Annotated in this window: 14 protein-coding genes and 4 pseudogenes; 5 read left to right on the forward strand and 13 right to left on the reverse strand. The window is 64.6% G+C overall.

Translation table 11 applies throughout. The features are described 5' to 3' along the window. Nucleotides 1–35: 35 nt before the first annotated feature. From ACTGJ9_RS25390 to ACTGJ9_RS25405, 4 genes are read right to left on the reverse strand one after another with little or no spacing between them, the layout of a single operon-like run. Nucleotides 36–3143: an efflux RND transporter permease subunit gene (locus tag ACTGJ9_RS25390; RefSeq protein WP_456673319.1), complete on the reverse strand. Its 3108-nt coding sequence runs from the start codon at nucleotides 3141–3143 to the stop codon at nucleotides 36–38. After that, nucleotides 3143–6295, reverse strand: coding sequence for an efflux RND transporter permease subunit (locus ACTGJ9_RS25395; RefSeq protein WP_456673320.1), 3153 nt, complete (start codon nucleotides 6293–6295; stop codon nucleotides 3143–3145). The genes ACTGJ9_RS25390 and ACTGJ9_RS25395 overlap by 1 nt, the downstream gene beginning before the upstream one ends. Before the next feature lie 36 nt (nucleotides 6296–6331). Continuing rightward, nucleotides 6332–7756 carry an efflux RND transporter periplasmic adaptor subunit gene (locus tag ACTGJ9_RS25400; RefSeq protein ID WP_456673321.1) on the reverse strand — a complete coding sequence of 475 codons (1425 nt, stop codon included), beginning with the start codon at nucleotides 7754–7756 and terminating at the stop codon, nucleotides 6332–6334. Further along, nucleotides 7746–9233: an efflux transporter outer membrane subunit gene (locus ACTGJ9_RS25405; protein ID WP_456673322.1), complete on the reverse strand. Its 1488-nt coding sequence runs from the start codon at nucleotides 9231–9233 to the stop codon at nucleotides 7746–7748. The genes ACTGJ9_RS25400 and ACTGJ9_RS25405 overlap by 11 nt, the downstream gene beginning before the upstream one ends. A 450-nt stretch (nucleotides 9234–9683) precedes the next feature. Here ACTGJ9_RS25405 and ACTGJ9_RS25410 point away from each other — a divergent pair. Beyond that, nucleotides 9684–10717 (forward strand): annotated as a pseudogene (locus ACTGJ9_RS25410) (cysteine synthase A). 24 nt (nucleotides 10718–10741) lie between these two features. Here ACTGJ9_RS25410 and ACTGJ9_RS25415 read toward each other — a convergent pair. The 5 genes and pseudogenes from ACTGJ9_RS25415 to ACTGJ9_RS25435 all read right to left on the reverse strand — a co-directional run bounded on the left by ACTGJ9_RS25415 (nucleotide 10742) and on the right by ACTGJ9_RS25435 (nucleotide 16013). Beyond that, nucleotides 10742–11275 carry a DUF805 domain-containing protein gene (locus tag ACTGJ9_RS25415; RefSeq protein WP_456673323.1) on the reverse strand — a complete coding sequence of 178 codons (534 nt, stop codon included), beginning with the start codon at nucleotides 11273–11275 and terminating at the stop codon, nucleotides 10742–10744. Between the two features lie 225 nt (nucleotides 11276–11500). Beyond that, nucleotides 11501–12241 (reverse strand): amino acid ABC transporter ATP-binding protein, encoded by a 741-nt coding sequence (locus ACTGJ9_RS25420; protein ID WP_456673324.1) that lies wholly within the window; start codon nucleotides 12239–12241, stop codon nucleotides 11501–11503. An 11-nt stretch (nucleotides 12242–12252) separates the two neighbouring features. After that, nucleotides 12253–13772, reverse strand: a pseudogene (locus ACTGJ9_RS25425) (amino acid ABC transporter permease). Next, nucleotides 13769–14973 (reverse strand): annotated as a pseudogene (locus ACTGJ9_RS25430) (amino acid ABC transporter permease). Before ACTGJ9_RS25430 ends, ACTGJ9_RS25425 begins: the two co-directional pseudogenes overlap by 4 nt. Nucleotides 14974–14996: 23 nt before the next feature. Then, nucleotides 14997–16013 carry an amino acid ABC transporter substrate-binding protein gene (locus tag ACTGJ9_RS25435; RefSeq protein ID WP_456673325.1) on the reverse strand — a complete coding sequence of 339 codons (1017 nt, stop codon included), beginning with the start codon at nucleotides 16011–16013 and terminating at the stop codon, nucleotides 14997–14999. 386 nt (nucleotides 16014–16399) lie between these two features. Here ACTGJ9_RS25435 and metC point away from each other — a divergent pair, with 386 nt between their 5' ends. The 4 genes and pseudogenes from metC (at nucleotide 16400) to ACTGJ9_RS25455 (ending at nucleotide 21265) form a co-directional block, all read left to right on the forward strand. Further along, on the forward strand, nucleotides 16400–17590 hold the full coding sequence (metC, locus tag ACTGJ9_RS25440; RefSeq protein WP_456673326.1) for a cystathionine beta-lyase: 1191 nt from the start codon (nucleotides 16400–16402) through the stop codon (nucleotides 17588–17590). Between the two features lie 102 nt (nucleotides 17591–17692). Further along, nucleotides 17693–18313, forward strand: coding sequence for an adenylate/guanylate cyclase domain-containing protein (locus tag ACTGJ9_RS25445; protein ID WP_456673327.1), 621 nt, complete (start codon nucleotides 17693–17695; stop codon nucleotides 18311–18313). Next, complete coding sequence (locus ACTGJ9_RS25450) at nucleotides 18265–19467, forward strand: tetratricopeptide repeat protein (protein WP_456673328.1); 1203 nt, start codon at nucleotides 18265–18267, stop codon at nucleotides 19465–19467. Before ACTGJ9_RS25445 ends, ACTGJ9_RS25450 begins: the two co-directional genes overlap by 49 nt. A gap of 111 nt (nucleotides 19468–19578) precedes the next feature. Then, nucleotides 19579–21265: pseudogene (locus ACTGJ9_RS25455) on the forward strand (Na/Pi cotransporter family protein). 10 nt (nucleotides 21266–21275) lie between these two features. Here the strand turns inward: ACTGJ9_RS25455 and ACTGJ9_RS25460 are convergent. The 4 genes from ACTGJ9_RS25460 to ACTGJ9_RS25475 form a co-directional block, all read right to left on the reverse strand. After that, nucleotides 21276–21614 carry a lipid-A-disaccharide synthase N-terminal domain-containing protein gene (locus ACTGJ9_RS25460; RefSeq protein WP_456673329.1) on the reverse strand — a complete coding sequence of 113 codons (339 nt, stop codon included), beginning with the start codon at nucleotides 21612–21614 and terminating at the stop codon, nucleotides 21276–21278. Next, on the reverse strand, nucleotides 21611–22345 hold the full coding sequence (locus ACTGJ9_RS25465) for a glycosyltransferase family 2 protein (RefSeq protein ID WP_456673330.1): 735 nt from the start codon (nucleotides 22343–22345) through the stop codon (nucleotides 21611–21613). The genes ACTGJ9_RS25460 and ACTGJ9_RS25465 overlap by 4 nt, the downstream gene beginning before the upstream one ends. Before the next feature lie 65 nt (nucleotides 22346–22410). Then, on the reverse strand, nucleotides 22411–23256 hold the full coding sequence (locus ACTGJ9_RS25470) for a phosphatase PAP2 family protein (RefSeq protein WP_456673331.1): 846 nt from the start codon (nucleotides 23254–23256) through the stop codon (nucleotides 22411–22413). A gap of 1 nt (nucleotide 23257) precedes the next feature. Further along, nucleotides 23258–25000 (reverse strand): ArnT family glycosyltransferase, encoded by a 1743-nt coding sequence (locus tag ACTGJ9_RS25475; protein ID WP_456673332.1) that lies wholly within the window; start codon nucleotides 24998–25000, stop codon nucleotides 23258–23260. Between the last annotated feature and the right edge of the window lie 13 nt (nucleotides 25001–25013).

Consider the following 25013-nt stretch of genomic DNA (forward strand, 5'->3'; position numbering starts at 1 on the left):
CCGCCGCTATACGCTTGTGGCGGCGCTGCAACAACCTATTCCGCCGGCGCCGCTAGTGGCTGCGGCTCGGACCGCCGGCGCAGGCGGTCGATCAAGAGGTAGATCACGGGTGTCGTGTAGAGCGTGAGGATCTGCGAGACGAACAGGCCGCCGATGATGGTGATGCCGAGGGGACGGCGCAGCTCCGTGCCGGGCCCGGTCGCGATGACAAGCGGAATGCCCGCGAACAGCGCCGCCATGGTTGTCATCAGGATCGGACGGAAGCGCGCCTGGCAGGCCTCGAAGATGGCTTCGGCCGACGACAGGCCACGCTGGCGCTCGGCATCGAGCGCGAAGTCGACCATCATGATTCCGTTCTTCTTGACGATGCCGATCAAGAGGATGATGCCCACGAAGGCGATCACCGTCAGCGGCGTGTTGGTGATCTGAAGCGCGAGCAGCGCGCCGAGGCCGGCCGAGGGCAGCGTCGAGATGATCGTGAGCGGATGGACAAGGCTCTCATAGAGCACGCCGAGCACGATATACATCGCCACCAGCGCGCCGAGGATCAAGAGCGGTTGGCGCCCGCTGGTCTTGGCGAAATCGCCGGCATTGCCGTCAAAGCTGCCGCGGATGCCCTCGGGCATGTGCAATTCGTCGACTGCGCGCTGGATGTTTTGCGTAGCGGCCTGGAGCTCCACGCCCGGCAAGGTGTTGAACGACACCGTGGTCGAGGGCACCGACTGCGAATGATAGACCGCAAGCGCAGCGAGCCCGCGCGTCGCGTGCACCACGGCGGACAGCGGCACCTGCACGTCGCCAGCGCCGGCGACATAGATGCGATCGAGGTTGGACGGATCGACCTGAAATTTCGGATCGATCTCCAGCACGGTCATGTACTGGTTACGCTGGGTGTAGATGATCGAGATCTGGCGCTGCGAGAAGGCATTGTTCAGAGCATTGTCGATGTCCTGAACCTTGACGCCGAGCGCGGCTGCCTTCCGGCGGTCGATGTTCAATGTCAGCTGAAGTCCGCCGGGATCGCGGTCGCTGGAAATGTCGGTGATGCCCTCGACCGTCTCCATCCGCTTGGCGACGATCGGCGCCCACTTCTGGAGCAGGTCGAGGTTGGTGCTTGAGAGCGTATATTGAAAGTTGGAATCGCTCTGCCGGCCGCCGGCGCGGACATCCTGGGCAGCAAACATGAAGAGACGGATGCCGGGCACGGGGAACAGTGCCTTCCGCAGCCGATCAATCACGACCTGCGTCGAGATATGATCTCGCTCCTCGGGCGGCTTCAGGCTGATGTACATGATGCCCCGGTTCGAGGTCGCCGCCCCCGGCCCGCCGCCTCCACTGCCGACCGAGGAGCCGATGCCGGCCACGGCCGGATCCTGCATCACGATGTCGGCGAGGCGCTGCTGCAGGGTCAGCATGGACTGAAACGAGATGTCGGCCGAGGCGCGCGTCGCGCCGATGACGAAGCCGGAATCATCCGTCGGGAAGTAGCCCTTGGGCACCTTGATGTAGAGCATCACCGTCAGGCCGATGGTGGCGAAGAACACCAGCAGCGTCAGCAACGGGAACTCCAGCACCGCACGCAAGCTGCGGGCGTAAAACGAGACGATCCGCGACAGCGAGCCTTCGATCAGGCGGTCGAACAGCGTGGCGGACCCAGAGGTGGTCTGCCGAATGTAATGGGCGCAGATCATCGGCGTGACCGTCAGCGACACGAGGGTCGAGACCACGATCGCGAAGGTCAGTGTCAGCGAAAATTCGCGCAGCAGGCGACCGACGATGCCGTCCATGAAGATCAGCGGTGTGAATGCGGCGATCAGCGACAGGCTGATCGAGACCACGGTGAAGCCGATCTGCCGGGCCCCCTCCAGCGCCGCCTGCATCGGCCGCATGCCATGCTCGAGATTGCGGAACATGTTCTCGATCATGACGATGGCATCGTCGACCACGAAGCCAACCGAGATCGCCAGCGCCATCAGCGACAGATTGTCGATCGAGAAGCCGGCCACCCACATCCCGGCGCAGGTGCCGGCCAGCGCCAGCGGCACCGAGATTCCGGCGGCGATAGTCGGCGTCACGCGGCGGAGGAACACGAACACCACAACCATCACCAGGACGGCGGTCGCCAGCAGCGTCCATTGCATGTCCATCACGCTGGCGCGGATCGTACTGGTGCGGTCGACCAGGGTGGAGACGTCGACGCCAGCCGGGATCCACTGCTTCAGCGCGGGGATCAGCGCCTTCACCCGGTCAACAGTGTCGATAACGTTGGCATCGCCCTGCTTGGTGATCTGGATCAGCACCGCCGGCTGCTTGTTGAACCAGGCGATCGAGCGCGCGTTGCGGACAGAATCCTCGATGTCGGCGACGTCGGAGAGCCGGACGAAATTGCCGTTCGAGCTCTTGATGACGATGTCGCGGAATTCCTTGGCCGTGCGCATCTGTCTGTTCAGCGACAGCGTCTCGCTCTGGCGCTCGCCATTGAAGATGCCGACCGGACCGAGCGGGTTGGCGTTGATGATGGCGGTCCGGACGTCGTCGGTCGCGATCCCCGCATTCGACAGCGCGACCGGGTTGAGCTGGATCCGCACCGCCGGCTGGTCGGCGCCGCTCACGGTGACGTCGCCCACGCCCGGCACTTGCGAAATGCGCTGCGCTAGCACGGTATCGGCGACGTCGTAGATGGCGCTGGCGGACAGTGTCTTGGACGTCAGCGCCAGCACGAAGACGGGCGCACCGGCCGTGTTAGCCTTGCGGAAGCGCGGCAGCGCCGGCAGATCACTCGGCAGGTCGACCAGCGCGGCGTTGATCGCGGCCTGCACGTCGCGCGCCGCCTTGTCGATGTTGCGGCCGATGTCGAACTGGAGCTGGATGTTTGCCGTGCCGAGCGACGAGGTCGACGTGATCTGGTTGATGCCGGCGATTTCGCCGAGCCGCCGTTCCAGCGGCGCGGCCACGGTTGCCGCCATCACCGACGGATCGGCGCCGGGACGGCTTGCCGAGACGAAAATGGCCGGGAAGTCGACATTCGGAACCGAGGCAACGGGGAGGAACTCGTAGGCGACGCCCCCCAGCAGGAACAGCCCGATCGACAGCAGCGTGGTCGCGACCGGACGGCGGATGAAGGGCTCCGAGATCGATGCCATCACTGCATCCCCTCGGTCGCGCCGGCCGTGGGCGGCGCGTCGGGCTCGGGCGGCGGCAGCGCCTGCTCGAGGCGGCGGTTGATGCGGTCGAGCGCGAGGTAGATCACGGGCGTCGTGTAGAGCGTCAGCAGCTGGCTCAGCAGCAGGCCGCCGATGATGGAGATGCCGAGCGGAAAGCGCAGCTCGGCGCCGGTGCCGCTCTCGATCGCCAGCGGCAGCGCGCCGAACAGCGCGGCCAGCGTCGTCATCATGATCGGGCGGAAGCGCAACAGGCACGCCTGCACGATCGCCTCATGCGCCGGCATGCCCTGCCCGCGCTCGGCCTCCAGCGCGAAGTCGATCATCATGATCGCGTTCTTCTTGACGATACCCATCAGCAGGATGATGCCGATCAGGCCGATGACCGAGAGATCCTGTCCGCACAGGATCAGCGCCAGGATGGCGCCGACACCGGCCGACGGCAGCGTCGAGAGGATCGTGATCGGGTGGATGTAGCTCTCGTAGAGCACGCCCAGCACGATGTAGATCGTGATCACGGCGGCGAGCAGCAGCCATGGCTGGCCGGCGAGCGCCTTGGCGAACTCGGCGGCGTCGCCGGCATAGACGCCGACGATGCTGTTGGGCATTTCGATGCGGGTCTCGATCGCCTTCACCGCCTTGACGGCGTCGCCGAGCGCTGCGCCCGGCGCCAGGTTGAAGCTGAGCGAGATCGCCGGGAACTGGGCCTGGTGCGAGATCGCAAGCGGCGCCGTGGTGCGTTTCAGCGTGGCTACCGCATCGAGCGGCACCTGGGCGTTTGGCGCGCCGACGAGGGCGCTGCTGGCGCCGCCCGGCAGGTACAGTTTTGACAGGATCGAGGGATCACGCTGGTACATCGGCAACGCCTCCAGCACCACGCGGTACTGGTTGGCCTGGCCGTAGATGGTCGAGATCTGGCGCTGGGCAAAGGCGTCATTGAGCGTATCGGTAATGGCTTGCAGGCTGACGCCGAGCTGGCCGGCGCGGGTGCGGTCGACGTCGAGCTGCGCGCGCAGGCCGCCTTCCTGGGCTTCCGAGGACACGTCGCGGAACAGGGGATCGCGCCGCATCTCGCCGACGAGCTTCTTCGCCCATTCCGACACCAGCGTCGCGTCGGTGCCGGTCAGCGTGTACTGGTATTGCGAGCGGCTCGACTGGGTCGAGATCTGCACGTCCTGCACCGGCTGGAAATAAACGGTCATGCCGGGGATGCCGGAGATATTGTCCTTCAACCGCGCAATGACCGCGCTGACATCGTCGCGCCGCTCGCCGCGCGGCTTCAGCGTCATGACGAGGCGGCCGACATTGGTGGTCGGATTGACCGAGCCCGCACCGATCACCGAGACCACGCCGGTTACGTCAGGATCGGCCTTGATGGCGTCGGCGACCTCGGCCTGCCGTTTCTGCATTTCTCCGAACGACACGTCGGGACCTGCTTCCGTCACGGCCGTGATCGAGGCGGTGTCCTGCAGCGGCAGAAAACCCTTGGGGGCGACGACGTAGAGGACCAGGGTCGCGGCCAGCGTCGCAAAGGTCACGACCAGCGTGGTGCGCTGATGTCGCAACACCACGAGCAACGTGCGATGGTAGAACTCGACGGTGCGGTCGATGAAGCCGCTGACGGCGGCGAGCCCCGGCACCGCGAACTCCTCATGAGCGTGCTTGAGCAGCCGCGAGCACATCATCGGCGTCAGCGTCAGCGATACCACGGCCGAGGTCACGACCGCGATGGTCAAGGTCAGCGCGAATTCGCGGAACATGCGGCCCACCAGGCCCGACATGAACAGCAGCGGGATGAACACTGCGATCAGCGACACCGTCAGCGAGATCACGGTGAAGCCGATCTCGCTGGCGCCCTTCAGTGAGGCCTGCATCGCGCTGTCGCCATTTTCCATGTGGCGGACGATGTTCTCGATCATGACGATGGCGTCGTCGACGACGAAGCCGGTGCCGATCGTGAGCGCCATCAGCGACAGATTGTCGAGGCTGAAGCCGGCAAAATACATGATGCCGAAGCTCGTGATCAGCGACAGCGGCAGCGCGACGCCCGCGATCAGCGTGGCCCGCAGCGAGCGCAGGAACAGCAGCACCACCAGCGTCACCAGCACCACGCTGAGGATCAGCGTGAACTGCACGTCGTGGACCGAAGCGCGAATGGTGACGGTGCGGTCGGAGACGATGGTCAAATGCACGCCTGCCGGAATCGCGCGCTGGACTTTCGGGATCTCGGCGCGGATCTGGCTGACGACGTCGATGACATTGGCGCCGGGCTGGCGCTGGATGTCGATGATGACGGCCGGCGTGCCCTGATACCAGCCGCCGGTGCGGTCGTTCTCGAGCCCGTCGACGATCTGCGCGACGTCGCCGATCGTGACCGGCGAGCCGTTGCGATAGGCGATGATGATCGGCCTGTAGGCGTCGGCGGCGGCGATCTGATCATTGGCCGCGATGATGTAGGCTTGCTGGGCGCCGTCGAGCGAGCCCTTCGGCCCGGAGACGTTGGCATTGGCGATGGCGGCGCGCAGATCCTCCATCGCGATGCCGTAGGCCGCCAATCGCGCCAGATCCGCCTGGATGCGTACGGCCGGCTTCAGCCCGCCGAGCACTGACACTCGGCCGACGCCGGAGATCTGGCTGAGCCGCTGCGCCAGCAGCGTATCGGCGATGTCGCTCATTGCGCGCAGCGAGATCGTGTCCGAGCGCAGCGCCAGCGTCATCACCGGCGCATCCGCCGGGTTCACCTTGGCGTAAGTCGGCGGGTAAGGCAGCGTCTTGGGCAGCACTCCGGCGGCCGCATTGATCGCGGCCTGCACGTCCTGGGTCGCGCCATCGATGTCGCGGTTCAGGTCGAACTGCAGCGAGATCTGGCTGACGCCGAACGAGCTCGTCGAGTTCATCGCCGTCAACGACGGGATTTGGCCGAGTTGCCGCTCCAGAGGCGCGGTGATCAGCGAGGCGATCACGTCGGGGCTCGCGCCCGGCAGTTGCGTCGACACCTGCACGGTCGGAAAATCGACCTGCGGCAGCGCGGAGACGGGCAGCGCGAAATAGCCGAGCGCGCCGCCAATCAGCAGTGCTATGCCGAGCAGCGAGGTCGCGATCGGCCGGCGGATGAAGGGTTCGGAGACACCCATGAGATGCGCCTGCCGCTCAGGCGGCTGTTGTCGGGATCATGGCTGCTTGGCTCCAGGTCCCGATGGTTGAGCCCCCGGCCCCGGCGCCGGACCGGTCTGGCCCTTCTGGTCGCCTTCACTGCTGCTCCGCCTGGCGCGGTGCTCGCCGTCCTTGCCCGGCCCGTCCTTTTGCCAATCCTTCTGCCCGTCCTTGGCCTGACCATCCTTCTTCTGGCCGTCCGGCGCACGCGTGCGCTTGCGCGGGGCGAGGTCGGCCGACGGCGTCTGCTCGTCGCGGCCAATGATGACCTTGGAGCCATCGGACAGATTGGCGAAGCCCGTGGTGACGACCTTGTCGTTCGCGGTCAGGCCGCTGGCAATGACCGCATCATGCTCGTTCTGCTGCGTCACCGTCACGGGCTTGGCCGAGACGACGTTGTCTTCGCCGATGACATAGCTGAATGTGCCGATCGGTCCGCGCTGCACCGCCGACGTCGGCACCACCAGCGCCTGCGTCAGGGTTTCGACCTTGAGGCGGACATTGACGAACTGGCCGGGCCAGAGCTGGTAATTGGCGTTGGGGAATTCGGCCTTGAGCTTGAGCGTGCCGGTGGTCTGGTCGACCTGGTTATCGATGCCGGTGAGCTTGCCGGTGTCGATCACGGTGATGCCGTCGTTGCCGAACACGTCGACCGCGAGCTGTCCCTTGGCCGCGGCCGCATTGACCCGCATGATCTGCTGCTGCGGCAGGCTGAACCACACCGCGATCGGCTGCAATTGCGTGATGACGACGAGGCCGGTGGTGTCGGCGGCGTGGATGATATTGCCCTGGTCGACCTGGCGAAGGCCAGCACGGCCCGACAGCGGCGCCACGATCTTGGTGTAGCTCAGCGTCGCCGCTGCGTTGTCGATCGACGCCTGGTCGGCCTTGACCAGCGCCTCGGTCTGCGCGACCGCGGCGCGCTGGGTGTCGGCCTGCTGCTTCGAGCCGGCATTGGAGGCCGCGAGCTGCTCGTAGCGCGTCAGGTCGATGCGCTGGTTGGCGAGCTGGGCTTCGTCCTGGGCCTTCTTGGCGACGGCCTGGTCGTAAGTCGCCTGGTAGAGCGCCGGATCGATTTCGCCGAGCACGTCGCCCTTCTTGACGTCCTGGCCTTCGGTGAACTTCACCGCGATCAGCTTGCCGTCGACCTGCGAGCGCACGGTGACGGTGTTGAGCGCGCGGACCGCGCCGACCCCGTCGAGATAGACAGGCACGTCCTGAACCTTGGGCGTCGCGGCGAGCACCGGCACCGGCAGATCGGGCCGCTGCTGGTTGCGGCCGTTCCCCGCCTGTTGCGGCTGCTGATGCATCACGGTCCAGCCGAGATAGCCGAGGCCGCCGAGGATCGCGAGCGTGATCAGGGTCATGACCAAGCCGCGTCCGCGCGACTTTTTCGCCGTCCCCGCTTTCGCGTTGTCCTTCGTATCCGGCTTAAAGAGCATTGACCGGTTTCTCCATTCGCGGCTCCCAGCCGCCGCCAAGCGCCTGATACAGGCTGACGATGGCAAGAAGGCGTGCGAGCTGCGCCTGCCACAGCGCGTCTTCCGCCTGAAATAGGGTCTGCTGGACGTTCAGCACGGTCACGATGTCGGCGGTGCCGGCGCGCAGCTGCTGTTCGGCGAGGTCGAAGGCGCGCTGCGAGGCGTTAACGACATCGCGCTGCAATTGCAGCTTGATCGTGGTCTGTTTAATCGAGAACAGCGCATTGTCGACATCGGTGAAGGCCTGGACGATGGTCTTGCGGTAGGTCTGGAGCAATTCGTCCTGGCGCGCCTTGGCGTACTCGAAATTGCCGAGGATCTTGCCGCCATCGAAGATCGGCTGGGTCGCGCTGCCGACCAGCTGGAAGAACGCCGCGTGCGGCTGGAACAGCGACACCAGCGCCGAGCTCTGGTAACCGCCATTGCCGGTCAGCTGGATCGTCGGGAAGAACTGCGCGCGGGCGTTGCCGATATTGGCTGTCGCCGAGGCGAGCTGCGCCTCCTGTCGGCGGATGTCGGGGCGCTGCGTCAGCAGCTCCGACGGCAGGCCGGGCGTGACGCGCGGGATCGCGATCCGGTCCAGCGAGCCGCCCGCGACGCGCACGCTCTCCGGCGGACGCGACACCAGCACCGCCAGCGCATTGGTGTTCTGGTCGAGGGTCTGGCGCAGGGGTGGCACCAGCGCCTTCTGGTTGGCCAATACGCTTTCCTGCTGGGCGACGTCGAGATCGGTGCCGGTCCCGGCCTTGCGGCGCTCGCGGATGGCATCGAGAATGCGCTGCGCGCTCGCAATATTGCGCTGGGCGGTGCGCAGGCGATCCTGCGAGGACAACACCTGGAAATAGGCATTCGCGACGGCTGCGAGCGTCGTCAGCGCGACGGTGTCGCGGTCGAACCGGCTGGCATTGGCGGTTTCCTCCGCCGTCTGCAGCGCGTCGCGGTTCTGGCCCCAGAAATCGAGCTGGTAGCTGGCGCTCAGCGAGGCGGAATAGTTGACGACCTCACGGCCGCCATTGGTCAGGCCCGATGCGCTCGAGCCGGATGTGCGCGAATAGGTCTCTGAACCGCCTCCCGACAGACTGGGCAATAGCGCTGCGCCCGCCTGGCGCGCCTGGGCGTCGGCCTCGACGATGCGCGAGACTGCGGCCGCGATATCGAGGTTGACGGTCTGCGCCTCCTCCATCAGCTGCGTCAGTTCAGTCGAGCGGAAGCCGCGCCACCAATCCAGCGTCGGCGGGGCGTTCGCCTTCCCGGCGTATTTGTATTGTGTGGGAACATCGAGCGCGGGATCGGGAAGGTCCTGGGTCAGCACACAGGCGCCCGAGCTCGACGCCAGGCAGACCACGGCGACCGCACGCAGCGTTCGAGACGCAGACCCCAAGAGCGGCTTCAGGAAGTGCCGCTTGGCGAGGGCCGGAACACGCTGCGTCACATCCACCCCCTACCGGGCAGATCACACCGCCACCGCGCAACCGGATTAGCCGATTCGCGGGCGGACGACCGGAGGCCTTTTTGTAACTCGTTCACAGCGTGATGCTTTCTGCGGAGCCTGAGATTCATCCTAGCCGGGCGCGGAACTGCGGGACAGTCCCGCACCTGCGAAAAGCACACCCGATCGCCTCCGCGATCTGAACGACGAAAATACAAAAAACCATTGTCTCGCAATGGCTTTTTAATTTGCCGCGCCCTTCGGCAGCGCGTTCAAGCTTACCAAGATTTCATGTGATATTGCGGCCACACTGGCTGCGAGACCAGCAACGGCCGCTTTTGCTCCACTGAAACCTGCGCCGCAACGCACAGTAGCTTGTTTGCGCCCTCGCCTTGTGTGCCCGGCGACCCTACTTTAGGGTCTCGATGACTTCCCGCATCCAGCCGGTAATCGCCTGACATGACCATCAAAAACGACGTTGTCGAAGCCATCGGCAACACCCTCTCATCAAGCTCAAGCGCGCCTCCGAGCTGACCGGCTGCACCATTCTCGGCAAGGCTGAGTTCATGAATCCCGGCCAGTCAGTCAAGGACCGCGCCGGCAAATGGATGATTCAGGAAGCCGAGAAGCGCGGCGAGCTGAAGCCGGGTGGGCTCGTCGTGGAAGCGACGGCCGGCAACACCGGCATCGGGCTGGCGGTGGTCGCGAGCGCACGCGGATATCGCACGCTGATCGTAATCCCGGAGACGCAGAGCCAGGAGAAGAAGGATTTTCTGAAACTCTGCGGCGCCGAGCTGCTGGAATCGCCGGCGCTACCCTATTCCAATCCGAACAACTACCAGCATGTCGGGCGCCGCCTTGCCGACGAGCTGCGCAAGACCGAGCCGAATGGCGTGTTGTTCGCCGACCAGTGGAACAACCTCGACAACGCGAAGGCGCATCACGACTCGACCGGCCCCGAGATCTGGGAGCAGACCGGCGGCAAGCTCGACGGCTTCGTCTGCTCTGTCGGCAGCGGCGGCACGCTCGCCGGCGTCAGCCGCTATCTGAAAGAGAAGAACAAGAACATCCGGATTGCCTGCGCCGACCCGCACGGCGCCGGCATGTTTGAATATTTCAGGACCGGCGAAGCCAAGGCAACGCCGGGCGACTCCATCACGGAAGGCATCGGGCTCGGCCGGAAAACGGCGATCGTCGAGAGCGCCAAGGTCGATGATGCCTATCTCATTCCCGATGCCGAAGCCGTCGCGGTGATTTACGAGCTGCTCCAGCACGAAGGCTTGTGCCTCGGCGGATCCACCGGCATCAACATCGTCGGCGCGATGCGGCTCGCGAAGCAGCTCGGACCCGGCAAGACCATCGTCACCATTCTCTGCGATTCCGGCAGCCGCTATCAGTCAAAACTGTTCAACGCTGATTTCATGCGCGCCAAGAACCTGCCGGTGCCGGAATGGCTGGAGAAGCGCAGCAACATCAAGCTGCCGTTCGTCTAGCTCCAGGCTTTCAGCTCCAATTTTTCAGCTCCAAGTCGGACGCGCAGTGCCTTGCGACACGCGCGCAAGGCGCTGGTCCGATGTCGACGGCTTGCCGGCTGCGCGCGCGGGCGGCTCGAAGGGATCTGTGTATACCTCACTTTCGGCGCTCGGCCAGAAGGTGAGCGCCAGCAGCAGGGCGAGATTGACCAGCCCGCCGACCATCGTGCCCTGATGCTCCCGGCCGATCGCCCAGGCCGGAAACCGGCCCGCCGCCACATGATCGACGATCATGAGCGCGATCCAGGCCGGGATCACACAGACCGGGTCCCAGCCGATGTCTCGAATGCGCATCGATTGCAGCGTGAAGGTCGCAACCCCGAACAACACCATCGCAGCAATGATGGCCCAGTTTCGGGTGAGATCTTCGGCATGGACCACGCTCGGCGATGTCGTGCGCAGCGCGGCCATCGCGATCGCAAAACAGATCGCGGTCAACACGATCGCCAGCGCGACCGTAGCCAGAAAGAAATGCAGGCGCCCTAGGCGGGCATTGAGGCCAAACACGAAGCCGAGCATGTGACACATCCCCTTTTGTCGCCTTATGCGCAGAAGGAGCTTTCGGACGCGTGAAGCGACGGGGTGTCGTCATCGGCACGGTTTTTGGCCGGTGTCGGAATTGCGTAAAATTTTTACGCGGTGCCGTAGGATGGGCAAAGCGCGTCGTGCCCACATTCTGTCCGCAATCGCCGAAAGATGGTGGCACGGCGCTTGCGCCTTTGCCCAACCTACCCGCTATGGGGATCAGCGCAGGATCTGGCTCAGGAATAGTTTGGTGCGGGCATGCTGCGGTGTGGCGAAGAATTCGTTCGGCGTGTTGGCCTCGATGATCTGGCCGGCGTCCATGAACACCACGCGGTTGGCGACCTCGCGGGCAAAGCCCATTTCGTGGGTCACAACCAGCATGGTCATGCCCTCGTTTGCGAGATCCACCATGGTGTCGAGGACCTCCTTGACCATTTCGGGGTCGAGCGCCGAGGTCGGCTCGTCGAACAGCATCACCTTCGGGTTCATAGTCAGGGCGCGCGCGATCGCGACGCGCTGCTGCTGGCCGCCGGACATCTGGCCCGGAAACTTGTTGGCCTGGTGCGGGATCTTGACCCGCTCCAGGAATTTCATCGCGGCCGCCTCGGCGTCCTTCTTGGGGATGTTGCGCACCCAGATCGGCGCCAGCGTGCAATTGTCCAGCACGGTCAGGTGCGGGAACAGATTGAAGCTCTGGAACACCATGCCGACTTCGCGGCGCACCGCGTCGACATGCTTGAGGTTCGGCCCGAGTTCGATGCCGTCAACGACGATCTCGCCTTCCTGGAATTCCTCGAGCGCATTGATGCAGCGGATCAGCGTCGATTTGCCTGATCCCGAGGGTCCGCAGATCACGATGCGCTCGCCCTTTTTGACCTCGAGGTCGATGTCGCGCAGCACATGAAACTCGCCGTACCATTTGTTGAGGCCGGAAATGTTGACGATGGGATCAGCGGACATGATGACCTCGATCAGTTGCGGCGATGGACGTTGAGGCGGCGCTCGACGAAGAGCGAGTAGCGCGACATTCCGAAGCAGAAGATGAAGTAGATGATCCCGGTAAACGCGAAACCGGTGAAGGCGGTCGACGGCGTGGTCCAGACCGGATCGGCGAATGAGGCGCGCATCGAGCCGAGAAGGTCGAACAGCGCGACGATCGAGACCAGCGACGTGTCCTTGAACAGCGAAATGAAGCTGTTGACGATGGCGGGAATGACATGGCGCAGCGCCTGCGGCAGTACGATCAGTGAGGTGGTATTCCACCAGGACAGACCGAGGGCGGAGGCCGCCTCCCCTGCCCGCGCGGCACCGCGGCCAGACCGCCACGCAGGTTCTCGGCCTGATAGGCGCCGGTGAACAGGGAAACGCCGATCAGCGCGCGCACCAGTCCGTCGACGGTGAAGTTGCCCGGCAGGAACAACGGCAGCATGTAGGTGGCGAAAAACAGCACCGTGATCAGCGGCACCCCGCGCCAGAACTCGATATAGGTGATCGAGAATATCCGGATCAGGGGGATGGTCGAACGCCGGCCGAGCGCCAGCGCAACGCCGATCGGCAATGATGCCACGATGCCGGTAATTGCGATCACCAGCGTCACCAGCAGCCCGCCCCACAGCCGCGTATCGACGACAGGCAAGCCGCCGTGATCGAGCCCCATCAGCTTGATCACCGCCGCCATTCCGGCGAACGTGCCGAGGCTGGCGATCAGCGGCCGCGCACCGGCGCGCGCGCCGCCGCCGAGCATGAACAGGATCACCGATACGATCACGGCAGTGATCAGGAAGTCGGGCCAAAGCCCTTGTCCTGCCGCCTGCATCTGATCGCGCAGCCAGGTCAGCGGAAAGATCACCCAATGCAGCAACGTGCCGAGCAGCGCGATGACGCTGCCGATCGCCCAGAGTAGCGGTCCGGCGGCCGACGTCTTGCTCAGGCCGACCACAACCTCGCCGACGCCGCTGATGCTGTCAGCGAACAGTTGCAGCAGGCCCGCGACCCAGCTCACGCCGAGGCCGGTGATGCCGCCGCCATGCAGCAGGAAGAATGCTGCCGCGGGAAAGGCGAAGAAGAACAGCCCGGCATTCGAGCCCTTGGCCGGCAGCCGCGGAATGAGCAGCGGCAAGAGCAGCACTGCACCCAGCGCGAAGGTCAGGTTGACCCGCCAGCGTTCGGCCTCGGGATAGAAGCCGTAGAAGAGCTGCGGGAACTTGGCCTGGATAAAGGGCCAGCAGGCACCGACCGGATGGCCGACATTCTCGGCGAGGCAGGCCGTGCGGTCCTTGCCGCTCCAGACTGCATCGATCAGCACGAACTTGATGCTCGGAATGACGGTGTACCAGAGCAGCAATAGGCCGAGGATCGTCAGCAGAATATTGGTGGGCGAGTTCAAGAGGCGCGTACGCACGAAGCCGAGAAAGCCGGCGGTCTTGACTGGCGCCGGGCGCTCGGCAACCAAATCCTGACGGACGAAGGATGACGCCGCGATGTCGGTCATGCGCCGAGGCTCCGACTGATACGCCAGCCATAGACGCTCATGATGGCGCTGGTGACGAGTGAGGTCAGGAGATAGACGCCCATGGTCATCGCGATGATCTCGATCGCCTGCCCGGTTTGACCAGGGCCGTGCCGGCGAACACCGAGACGAGATCGGGGTAGCCGATCGCGACCGCAAGCGAAGAGTTCTTGGTCAGGTTGAGGTACTGGTTGGTGAGCGGCGGCACGATCACGCGCATCGCCTGCGGCACCACGATCAGCCGCAACGTCGCGCCTCGACTGAGGCCCAGCGAGGAGCCCGCTTCCATCTGCCCCTTGTGGACCGACAGGATGCCGGCACGGACGATCTCGGCGATGAAGGCTGCCGTGTAGGTCGACAGTCCCACCGTCAGTGCGACGAGCTCCGGAATGACCCGCGCGCCCCCGGCAAAGTTGAATCCCTTGAGTTGCGGCAATTCGAACGTGACGGGCGGGCCGAACGCTAGGATCGTGATGAGCGGCAATCCGACGAGCAATGTCAGCGCGTATGGCCAGATCCGGATCGCTCGGCCCCGATCAAACAGCGCCCGCCTCGCGTAGCTGCGAAGCGCCAGCGACGTGAAAAGTCCGAAAGCCAGCACCGCGAGGAATGGAACAAGGCCGGGCTGCCCCAGCGGCGATGGCACGATCACGCCGCGATTGTTGAGGAAGAAGGCGCCGAGGATCGAGACGCTTTGCCGCGGCGCCGGCAGCGCCGCGAGCACCGCGAGATACCAGAACAGGATCTGGAACAGCAGCGGCAGGTTGCGGATGGCCTCGACATAGAGACCGCCGACGCGCGATACCAGCCAGTTGGGGGACAAGCGACAAAGTGCGACGACGAAACCGATTACGGTGGCGAAGAAGATGCCGATCACCGAGACCAGCAGCGTGTTCAGGACGCCGACCACAAAGACACGGAAGTAGGTATCGGATCCCGAATAGGAGATCAGGGTCTGATTGACGTCGAAACTGGCGCTGTTTTGCAGAAACCCGAAGCCGGCGGCGATGTGCTGGGTTTCCAGGTTGGTACGCGCGTTCGATATGATCTCATAAGCAATCCAGGCCAGGATCGCGCCAAAGACAAGCTGGACGGCAACGCCTTTCCAGCCTGCCTTGCCACCGAGCGCGCGCCTCAGCTTCAGCGCGACCTGCAGTGGCGGTTTCCGGGCCTCGACGCCCATCGGCGCAGCCTGCGGGTTTGCGATCAGCGGATCGGCGGCGCGTATTGCAGGCCGCCCTTGGTCCAGAGATTGTTAATGCCGCGGCTGATCTTAAGCGGGGAGCCGTCGCCGACATTGCGATCGAACGACTCTCCATAGTTGCCGACCGCCTTCACAATGCGGATCACCCAGTCCTTGGTGAGGCCCAGCTGTTCGCCGAGATTGCCGTCAGTTCCGAGCACTCGCTTCAGCTCCGGCTTGTCGGATTTCGCCATCTCGTCGACGTTCTTCTGGGTGATGCCGAGTTCCTCGGCCGTGACCATCGCGAACAGCGTCCATTTCACGACGTCGAACCACTGATCGTCACCGTGGCGCACCATCGGACCCAGCGGCTCCTTCGAAATGATCTCGGGCAGCACGACATGATCGGCGGGATTCGTCAGCTTCAAGCGGCTGGCATAAAGTCCGGATGAATCGTCGGTGAATACGTCGCAGCGCCCGGACTCGTAGGCCTTGATCGCTTCGTCGATCGTGCCGAACGCAATCACTTCATACTTCATGTTGTTGGCCTTGAAGTAGTCGGCAAGGTTCAGTTCAGTGGTGGTGCCGGTCTGGACGCAAACGGAGGCGCTGTTGAGCTCCAGCGCGGAATTGACCTTGAGCGACTTCTTCACCATGAAGCCCTGCCCGTCATAGTAGGTGACGCCGGTGAAATTGGCCCCAAGCGACGTATCGCGCGAAACCGTCCAGGTGGTGTTGCGCGAGAGCACGTCGATCTCGCCGGATTGGAGCGCCGTGAAGCGGTCCTTGGCTGACAGCGGCACGAACTTGATCTTGGTCGGATCGTTCAGGACCGCCGCCGCGATGGCGCGGCAGACGTCGACGTCGAGGCCGGTCCAATTGCCCTTGTCGTCGGGTAAGGAGAAGCCCGGCAGGCCCTGGCTCACGCCGCAGGACAGCATGCCCCGGTCCTTGATGGTCTTGAGCGTTTGCGCGTCGGCGGCTTGGGCAGTCAGGCCGGCGGCGAGAGCGAGAGTGAGAGCCAGGGGTACGCGTTTCATGGGCTTCAGGCCTTTCAAAGTCATCTCAAGGTCAGGAACGGTGTCTCTGCCAAGACTTTCTTTACAAAAAGGGTAGCCTTGCAAGAGTCATGCTGGAAAACCTTGCCGAACACTCGCCCATCTTGGGAGGCCATACCTTAATCCTCGCCGCAGGCGCCCGCCGTTGAGGCTGTGGCGCAAGGTCCGGTCAGACGATGGATCGAAGGTCGCGGCAGGCCCCTCAACATGCGGCGACTGAATAGCACCCGCGCATCTGAGAGCGACTGGCGAGCCGGGTCAAGGGGTTGACGGGACTCTTCTGTGTTCTGTTATTAACGTCAGTGGCCTCCGGGCCGCCCGACCGCGCGATCCGCGCCCGGTGGAAACGCTTTTTTGAAAGCAGACGCATGGATCCCTCGCACCCCGCACAGCAGCACGCCGAAACCCGGCTGGTCACCTCCGGCCGCGACACCAAGGCGCAGAAGGGGTTCGTCAATCCGCCCGTGTTCCACGGCTCGACCGTGCTCTATCCGACCGCCGAGGATCTGCACGCCCATCGCGGCGAGTTCACCTATGGCCGCCACGGCAGTCCGACGACCCGGGCATTCCAGGACACGCTGATGGCGCTGGAGGGGCCGCAATGCGCCGGCGTCGGCATTGTGCCGTCGGGCCTGTCGGCGATCTCGACCACCCTGCTCGCGGTCTTGAAGACCGGCGACCACATCCTGGTCTGCGACAATGTCTATCGTCCCACCCGCAATTTCTGCAACGGCATGCTCGCCCGCCTTGGCATCGAGACCAGCTATTTCGATCCCCTGATCGGCGCCGGAATCGAGAAGCTGTTCAAGCCCAACACCCGCGCGGTGCTGGTCGAGGCGCCCGGCTCGCAATCGTTCGAAATGCCTGATATCCGCGCGATCGCGGAGGTCGCGCATGCGCGCGACGCGCTCGTCATCGACGACAACACCTGGGCCACGCCGCTCTATCATCGCTCGCTCGAGCAGGGCGTCGACATCAGCATGCAGGCGGCGACCAAATATATCGGCGGCCATTCCGACATCATGTTCGGCACCATCTCGGTCAACGCCAAGGCCTGGCCGCAGATCGCAGAAGGCATCCGCTTGCTCGGCGTCTGCGCTGGCCCCGACGACGTCTTCCTGGCGCTGCGCGGCCTGCGCACGCTGTCGGTACGCCTTGCGCAGCACCAGCGTTCCGGCCTCGACATGGCGCGCTGGCTCGCCGGCCGGCCCGAGGTCGCGCGCGTCCTGCATCCGGGGCTCGAGACAGATCCAGGCCATGCCATCTGGAAGCGCGACTTCACCGGCGCCTCCGGCCTGTTCAGCATCGTGCTGAATCCCGCGCCGCAAAAGGCGGTCGACACCATGCTCAACACGCTCAAGCTGTTCGGCATGGGTTTTTCGTGGGGCGGCTTCGAGAGCCTCGCGATTCCCTTCGATTGCAACGACTATCGCACAGCGACGAAATGGGCGCCCGGCGGCCCGACGCTGCGGCTCCATATCGGGCTCGAGAGCACCGACGACCTCAAGGCCGATCTCGATCGCGGCTTCGCGGCGCTGAAGGCTTCGTCTGGTTCCTGAGGCGGATCGGTCTGCTATCGACGGCTCGCCCTGCCTGACGTATATTCTTGTAAAATTGCGTCCGCTCGCCGAAGCGATTGATAGTTTTATGGATTTGACAGCATGACCGTCCGGGTCGATCGCCGTCTGGCAGCCATCCTGGCGGCCGACGTCGCTGGCTACAGCCGGCTGATGGGCGAAGACGAGGAAGGCACGCTCTCGCGGCTGAAGAGCTGCCGCCAGTCCCTCATCGATCCCAAGATCAGCGAGCATCGCGGACGGATCGTGAAGACGACCGGAGACGGGCTGCTGGTGGAATTCGGCAGCGCGGTCGATGCCGTGCGTTGCGCGGTCGAGATTCAGCGGACGATGGCCAACGGCTTCGTCGATATGCCGCATGAAAAGCGCATCCAGTTTCGGATCGGCATTCACGTCGGCGATATCATCATCGACAGCGACGATATCTTCGGCGACGGCGTCAACATCGCGGCGCGCATGGAGGGGATTGCCGAGCCCGGCGGCATTTGCATCTCGGACGATGCCTATCGCCAGATCAGGGGCAAGACCGAGATCGCCTATGACGACATGGGGCAGCAGTCGCTCAAGAATATCTCCGAGCCGATGCGAGCGTGGCGGGCCGTCCGGCAGCGGGAGCGGCGTCCTCGACGAGGATTCCGGATCGAGCGGCCCCCCTGGTGCTGCCTGAGAAGCCCTCGATTGCCGTCCTGCCCTTCACCAACATGAGTGGCGATCCGGAGCAGGAATATTTCGCTGACGGCGTGGTCGAAGACATCATTACGGCGCTGTCGCGCATGACCTGGCTGTTCGTCATCGCGCGCAATTCGAGCTTCACCTACAAAGGCAAGGCGGTCGACATCAAGCAGGTTGGCCGCGAACTCGGCGTCCGCTACGTGCTGGAAGGCAGCGTGCGCAAAGCCGGCAACAGGGTGCGCATTACCGGACAGCTGATTGACGCCTCGAACGGTGCGCATTTGTGGGCAGACCGGTTCGACGGAGCGCTCGAAGACGTGTTCGAGCTTCAGGACGAGGTGACGACCAGCGTGATCGGCGCGATTGCGCCGAAGCTCGAGCAGGCCGAGATCGAGCGCGCCAGGCACAAGCCGACCGACAAGCTCGCGGCCTACGACCACTACCTGCATGGCATGGCGAACATCTATCAGGGGACGAGAGACGCCAACGTCGAGGCCCTGCAAAACTTCCAGCGGGCCACGGAGACCGATCCCAATTTCGCGACCGCCCATGGCATGAGCGCGTATTGCTATGTGTGGCGCAAGGCAAACGGCTGGGTCACCGATCCCAAACAGGAAACCGCCGCCGCGGAAATTTCGGCAAGAAAAGCCGCCAGACTCGGTCTCGACGACGCGATCGCGCTCGCTCAGGCGGGCTTCGCCTTGGCATTCGTCGCCGCCAATCTCGACGACGGCGCCGCGCTCATCGATCGGGCCCTGAACCTCAACCCCAATCTGGCGGCAGCCTGGCGCTTCAGCGGGTACGTCCGGGCTTTTCTCGGCGAGCCTGAACTCGCCATCGAGCATCTCCAGCGCGCGATACGGCTGAGCCCGCTCGATCCATTGATCTTCATCGTCCAGAACGGGATCGTGCTGGCCCACTTCTTTGCCGGACGCTACGAAGAGGCGCTGGACTGGGCTCAGCGCGCCCTTCGGCAGAACCCGAACTACGCCGCCGCGCTGATCATGGCGGCGGTTAGCGGCGCGCTTGCCGGACGCAAGGAGGATCGCGACAAAGCCGTCGCCCGGCTGCGCGAGCTCGACCCACAGGTCCGGATCGCCAATTTCGCAAATGTATGGCCCTTGCGACGCGCTGGCGACCTTGCCGCCTTCGAAAAAGGCCTACGTCTGACGGGCCTGCCGTCATAAGCGGCAAGCATGCCTGCGGTGCAGGCACGCGGAAACTTCTTCCGAATAAAATGATTGATCCCCAGTCGTTTGGGGGTAGCTTCACCGTTCGACTCAATCCGGACACGGAGCATGGGAACGTTGGTTCTGCTCGATCTGATGGGCGGCGTGGCGCTGTTGCTGTGGGGCCTGCATATGGTCCAGAGCGGCATCCTGCGCGCGTTCGGCCCCGACCTGCGACGCCTGCTCGGCAAGGCACTCGGCAACCGCTTCAGTGCCTTTACCGCCGGCCTTGGCCTTACCGCGCTGCTTCAGAGCAGCACGGCGACCGCACTCCTCACCAGCTCCTTTGCCGCCGAGGGTCTGCTCAGCCTCGTCGCCGCGCTCGCCATCATGTTGGGAGCCAATGTCGGCACGACGCTGATCGTGCAGGCGCTGTCTTTCAATATCGCAGCGGTAGCACCTGTGTTGTTCGTGGTCGGCCTCGTCGCGTTCCGGTCCGGTCCACGTTCCCGGATCAAGGATATCGGCCGTATCGCGATCGGCCTTGGACTGATGCTGCTGTCGCTGCACATCCTGCTGGATACGCTGGCGCCGGCGGAGAACGCGCCGGGCGTGCGCGTCGTGATGTCGGCGATAACAGGCGATCCCGTACTTTGCATAGTCATCGCTGCGCTCGTCACCTGGGCGGTACATTCGAGCGTCGCCAGCGTGCTGCTGATCATGTCGCTGGCCTATTCGCAGTTCATCACGCCCGATGCGGCGCTGGCGCTGGTGCTCGGGGCCAATCTCGGCAGCGCCGTCAACCCCGTGTTCGAAGGCGCCAAACGCGACGATCCCGCGAGCTATCGTCTGCCGGTCGGCAACCTCGTCAATCGCATCGTCGGGATTGCGCTGGTCCTGCCGTTTCTGGGCACGATTGCTGGCCACATGCACGCCTGGCAGCCCGATCTCGCCAAGATGGTCGCGGCCTTCCACATCGCCTTTAACGTCGGCACGGCCGTCATCTTCATCGGCATGCTCGACGCCATGTCGCGCCTGCTGACGAAGCTTCTGCCGGATCGCGTGCAGGAAACCGACCCGGCGCGGCCGCGCTATCTCGACGAGACCGCGCTGGAGATCCTCGCTCGCGCTTGCGGACGCCGCCCGCGAGACATTGCGCATGGGCGATCTGGTCGAGGTAATGTTGCGCAAGGTGATGGCCGCGATGATGACCGGCGACCGCTCGCTGGTCGACCAGGTCTCGAAGACGGACAATGTGGTCGACAGTCTCGACGAAGCCATCAAGCTCTATGTCACCAAGCTGACCCGCGGCAGCCTCGATGAGAGCGAGGGCCATCGCGCGATGGAGATCATCTCCTTCGCCATCAATCTCGAGCATATCGGTGACATCATCGACAAAAATTTGAGCGAGCTCGCGACCAAGAAGATCAAGCGGCGCTTCCAGTTCTCGCCTGAGGGCGCAGAAGAGCTCGCCGCGTTCCACAAGCGCACAATGGATTCGTTGCGGATCGCCTTCGGCGTCTTCATGTCGGGCGATGCCAACGAGGCCCGCAAGCTGCTGGTCGAAAAGACCGCGCTGAAGAACACCGAACTCGCCGCCGTCGAACGCCATCTCGACCGCCTGCGCGAGGGCCGCCCCGAGACCATCGAGACCACGTCGCTGCATCTGGACGTGCTGCGCGATCTGCGCCGCATCCACTCGCATATCTGCTCGGTGGCCTATCCCGTGCTGGATGCGGCAGGCGAGCCCTATCGCCGGACCGAGGCGGAGACGGGCACCCTGCCCGCCTCGGGTGCAACGGCGCTGCCGCGCTGATCAAGCCGCTTCAGCGGTCCAGCGTCTTCGACATCCGGCTGCGGTTCTTGATGATCAGCATGATGTTGCGAATGTAGATAATCGTCGCCAGCGCCTGTCCGAGGATGATGACCGGCTCGCGTTTCACGACGCCGTAGACCAGCGTCATCAGCCCGCCGCCCATCGAGCAGAACCAGAATGCCATCGGCACCACGCTGTTGCCGGCGCGTTCGCTCGCGATCCACTGCACCAGGAAACGCGCCGTGAAGAACAGTTGCGCAACCAGGCCGAAGGCGAGCCAGAAATCGAACTTGGCGACGAAGACGTCGTAGAGATAATTGTTCAGCGCCTGGCCGTATTGGATGATCATGCCTTCACCTCAGTCACTTCTGGCGTCGGCTTCTTGCGGCGGATCAGCCACCACACGCCGGCGAGATCCATGATCCCGATCCACAGCCGGTCGAAGAAACCGTAATTGGACACCCCGGAATGGCGAGGCCGGTCGATCACGTCGACATAGGCGATGTCAAAACCTTCGCGGCGAACCAGCGCCGGCAGGAAACGATGCAGCCCGTCGAAATAGGGCATGGCCAGGAAGACCTCGCGCCGGAATGCCTTCAGCCCGCAACCGGTGTCGCGCGTGCCGTCCTTCAGGATACCGTTGCGCACGCCGTTTGCCACCCGCGACTGGAATTTCTTGAAGCCGGTGTCCTTGCGCCCGACGCGCTGCCCCGCGGCAAGCCCGACATTCGCGCCCTTCTCAACTGCCGAGATCAGCTCCGGCAGGAAGACGGGATTGTTCTGGCCGTCGCCATCGAGCGTTGCCACGATCGCGCCGCGGGCCGCACGCACGCCGCTGCGCACCGCCGCCGACTGGCCGGCCGATCTGGAATGACGCAGCTGCCGTAGATTATCCCGCTGCGCCATGATCGCCGCGAGCCGCTCGCCGGTCGCATCGGTCGAGCCGTCGTTGACGTAGATGATCTCATAAACCCAGCGGCCATCGAGCGCGGCCGTGATCTCCTCGACCAAAGGCGCGATGTTGTCGGCTTCGTTGCGTACGGGGACGACGATGGAAACCGAAGGCTGGGACGACGACAAATCGAAGCTCGTGGTTGGAATTGGCCTGTCTCCGGGGAACCGGCAGCCCCGGGAAGCAGCCGCTTTTATGGGGCAGATGCCCCGCGGGCAACCCTTTTGAGGCGCCGGGGAAGCGGTCCCGGAAGCGGCACGATGGTGCCGTCGGCCCGAATGGCAAAAGCGAGCCGGCGCGCCGCAAACCAGTAGCGGACCGCCATGGCGCCGACGATGCCGACCAGCGCACCGGCCGTGACGTCACTCGGATGATGCGCGAGCAGCACCAGGCGCGTGAGGACGATCACGATTGCGTAAGCGAACATGAACACGCGCAGGCGCGGCCAGAGCACCGAGACCGCAAAGGCCAGAGCGAACGCCGTCACCGCGTGCCCTGAGGGCAGGCTGGCATAAGCCCCCGTGCCCTCGAGCGGCATGAAGTTGAACGGATCGGCCTTGCCGCCGACGAACGGACGCCCGCGGCCGATGAGATATTTCAGGATCTCGGTGACGAACACCGACAGGGCAACGGAGAGAAACAGATATTGCAGCCGCGTGCCGAAGCCGAGCAACAGCGCGCGGCGTGTCCCATGCAGGCCTGCCGCAACGAGGGCCACGACGACGAGCGCTGCGCCCAACACCGAGAGCACATTCTCGTCCTTGCCGAAATCGGTGAGGATGCGGATCGGCCAGAGCGCCGGCGTGCCGCGCGCCGGCATCAGCTGGATCTCGGTCCGGTCGAACACGACCATGAGTACGATAATCAGAGCGGCGCCCGCCGCGCTGAGCCAGAGCGAATGCCGCGCCAGCTTTCGCGCGGCCTCGGCGCGGCGCGAATGCGAGGGCGTGCGCACGAGCTGAGCCAACGCCCCGCCGGAGATCGCGAGCAATTGCGCGGGGTACCTCGCGCGCGGCGCAAGATCGGTGGAGGCCGGCATCCTATTCGGTGCCTTCGGAACGGAAAATCGAGATCGAGATCGCGCGTCCCTGCGAGAAATTATAGCCGTCGATGCGCGCCCCAACCTTGTAGCGCAGCCCGATCGCCTCGGCGCGCTGAACGAAGCTGCGCTCCGAGCGCTGCTCGATCAATGCAAACCGGCAGCTTCCCTGCCTGAGGAAATCGGCGGCTCCCGATCCGTCGGTCAGCAGCGTCTGCGTTCCCGTCAGGAACACGAGGCTCGGCTCGTGATAGCCGGCCGACGCCGCTCTGGGACCGACGCAGGTGACGCTGCGCAGGGCGCGCGCGACCTCGACGCTCGGAAATAGCGGCGTCAGCGACGGCAGCACGATGCCGTAGACCACGACGGCCAGCATCAGCGCCGCAACCAGCGCGTTCAGCACCGAGCGTTCGGCGCGGTTGCTGTCGAAGAGCCACCAGGCGAACAGGCCGAAGATCAGCGAGGCCGCGATGAACGGCCAGGCCACGAAGGCGGGCTGCCGCGTCAGCATGACGGCGCCGACGACCGCGATGATCGAACCGCCCGCCGGGATCGCGAACCACCAGGCCGAGCCGCGCGCCAGCCAGGAGCGCGACAGCACATTCCGCTCCAGCGCGCCCGCGGTGAGGATCGCAATCGCGGGATAGAGCGGCAGCACGTAGTGCGGCAGCTTGGTCAGCACAGCCTCGAACACGATCCAGGATGGGATCAGCCAAGCCAGCAGAAACTGCGCGCCGGGCTCCCGCCGCGCCCGCCACACCGCAGGCGCGGCCATCGCCGCGAGCGGCGCGCCCGGCCAGAAGGTGATCCAGAACAGCGCCAGGTACAGTCCGGGCGGCGCGCCATGGGATTCCTGTGCGCCGATCTTGCTCAGCATGTCGCCGCCGACGGAGTCGGCGAAGAAGGCATCACCCGCGCGCCAGAAGATCGCGATGAACCAGGGCAGCACCAGCACCAGCATCCACATCAGGCCCCAGACAGGGCGCAGCTTCCACAGCCAGGAGGAATCGCGATCCTGGATCGCGAGTGCAATGATGGTCAGACCTGCGAACATCAGGATCAGCGGGCCCTTGATCAGGATGCCGACAGCGAGCGCGGTCCAGAAAATCGCAGGCCAGCTCCAGGGCGGATGGGTTTCGTCCTCGGCGCGCTGCCAGGACAGATAGGCGCGCGCCATCGCGCCCATCGCGGCGACCACGCAGAACAGCAGCATCGCGTCGGTCTTGGCGAGCCGCGCCTCGACGCCGAGCAGCACGGAGGAGCACATCAGGAGCCCGGCAAGGACCGCGGCGCGCCGCGTGACGAAGCCAAGCGCCGCCCAATAGGTCATCAGCACGGCGCCGATCGCCCCCAACAGCGACGGCAGCCGGTAGACCCAGATCCGGAGTTCAGCCTTCGGCAGCTTCAGCGCGGTCGCGAGTTCGACCGCCGCGGATTGCAACCAGTAGATGCCGACCGGCTTCTTGTAGCGCACGTCCTCCTGGAAGCGGATGTCGACATAGTCGCCGCTCTCGACCATCTGCTTGGTGGCCTGCGCAAAGCGCGCCTCGTCGCGATCGACCGGCGGAATGGTGAAGAAGCCGGGCAGGAAGAGCAGCAGCGCGCACAGCACGAGGAAGGCGACAGCGCGGGCGTGGCTGGCGGTGACAAAGTCGAGCATCAGCACGAGCCGGCTGCCCGGATTCACAGGCGTTTTCGGCTGTCGGGGCGCTCCAAAACGAGGCGTTGGATAGGTCTCGGCCATTGGTTCCGCTTAC

The organism is Bradyrhizobium sp. RDM12, assembly GCF_051917485.1.
In the GTDB taxonomy this organism is placed as follows: domain Bacteria; phylum Pseudomonadota; class Alphaproteobacteria; order Rhizobiales; family Xanthobacteraceae; genus Bradyrhizobium.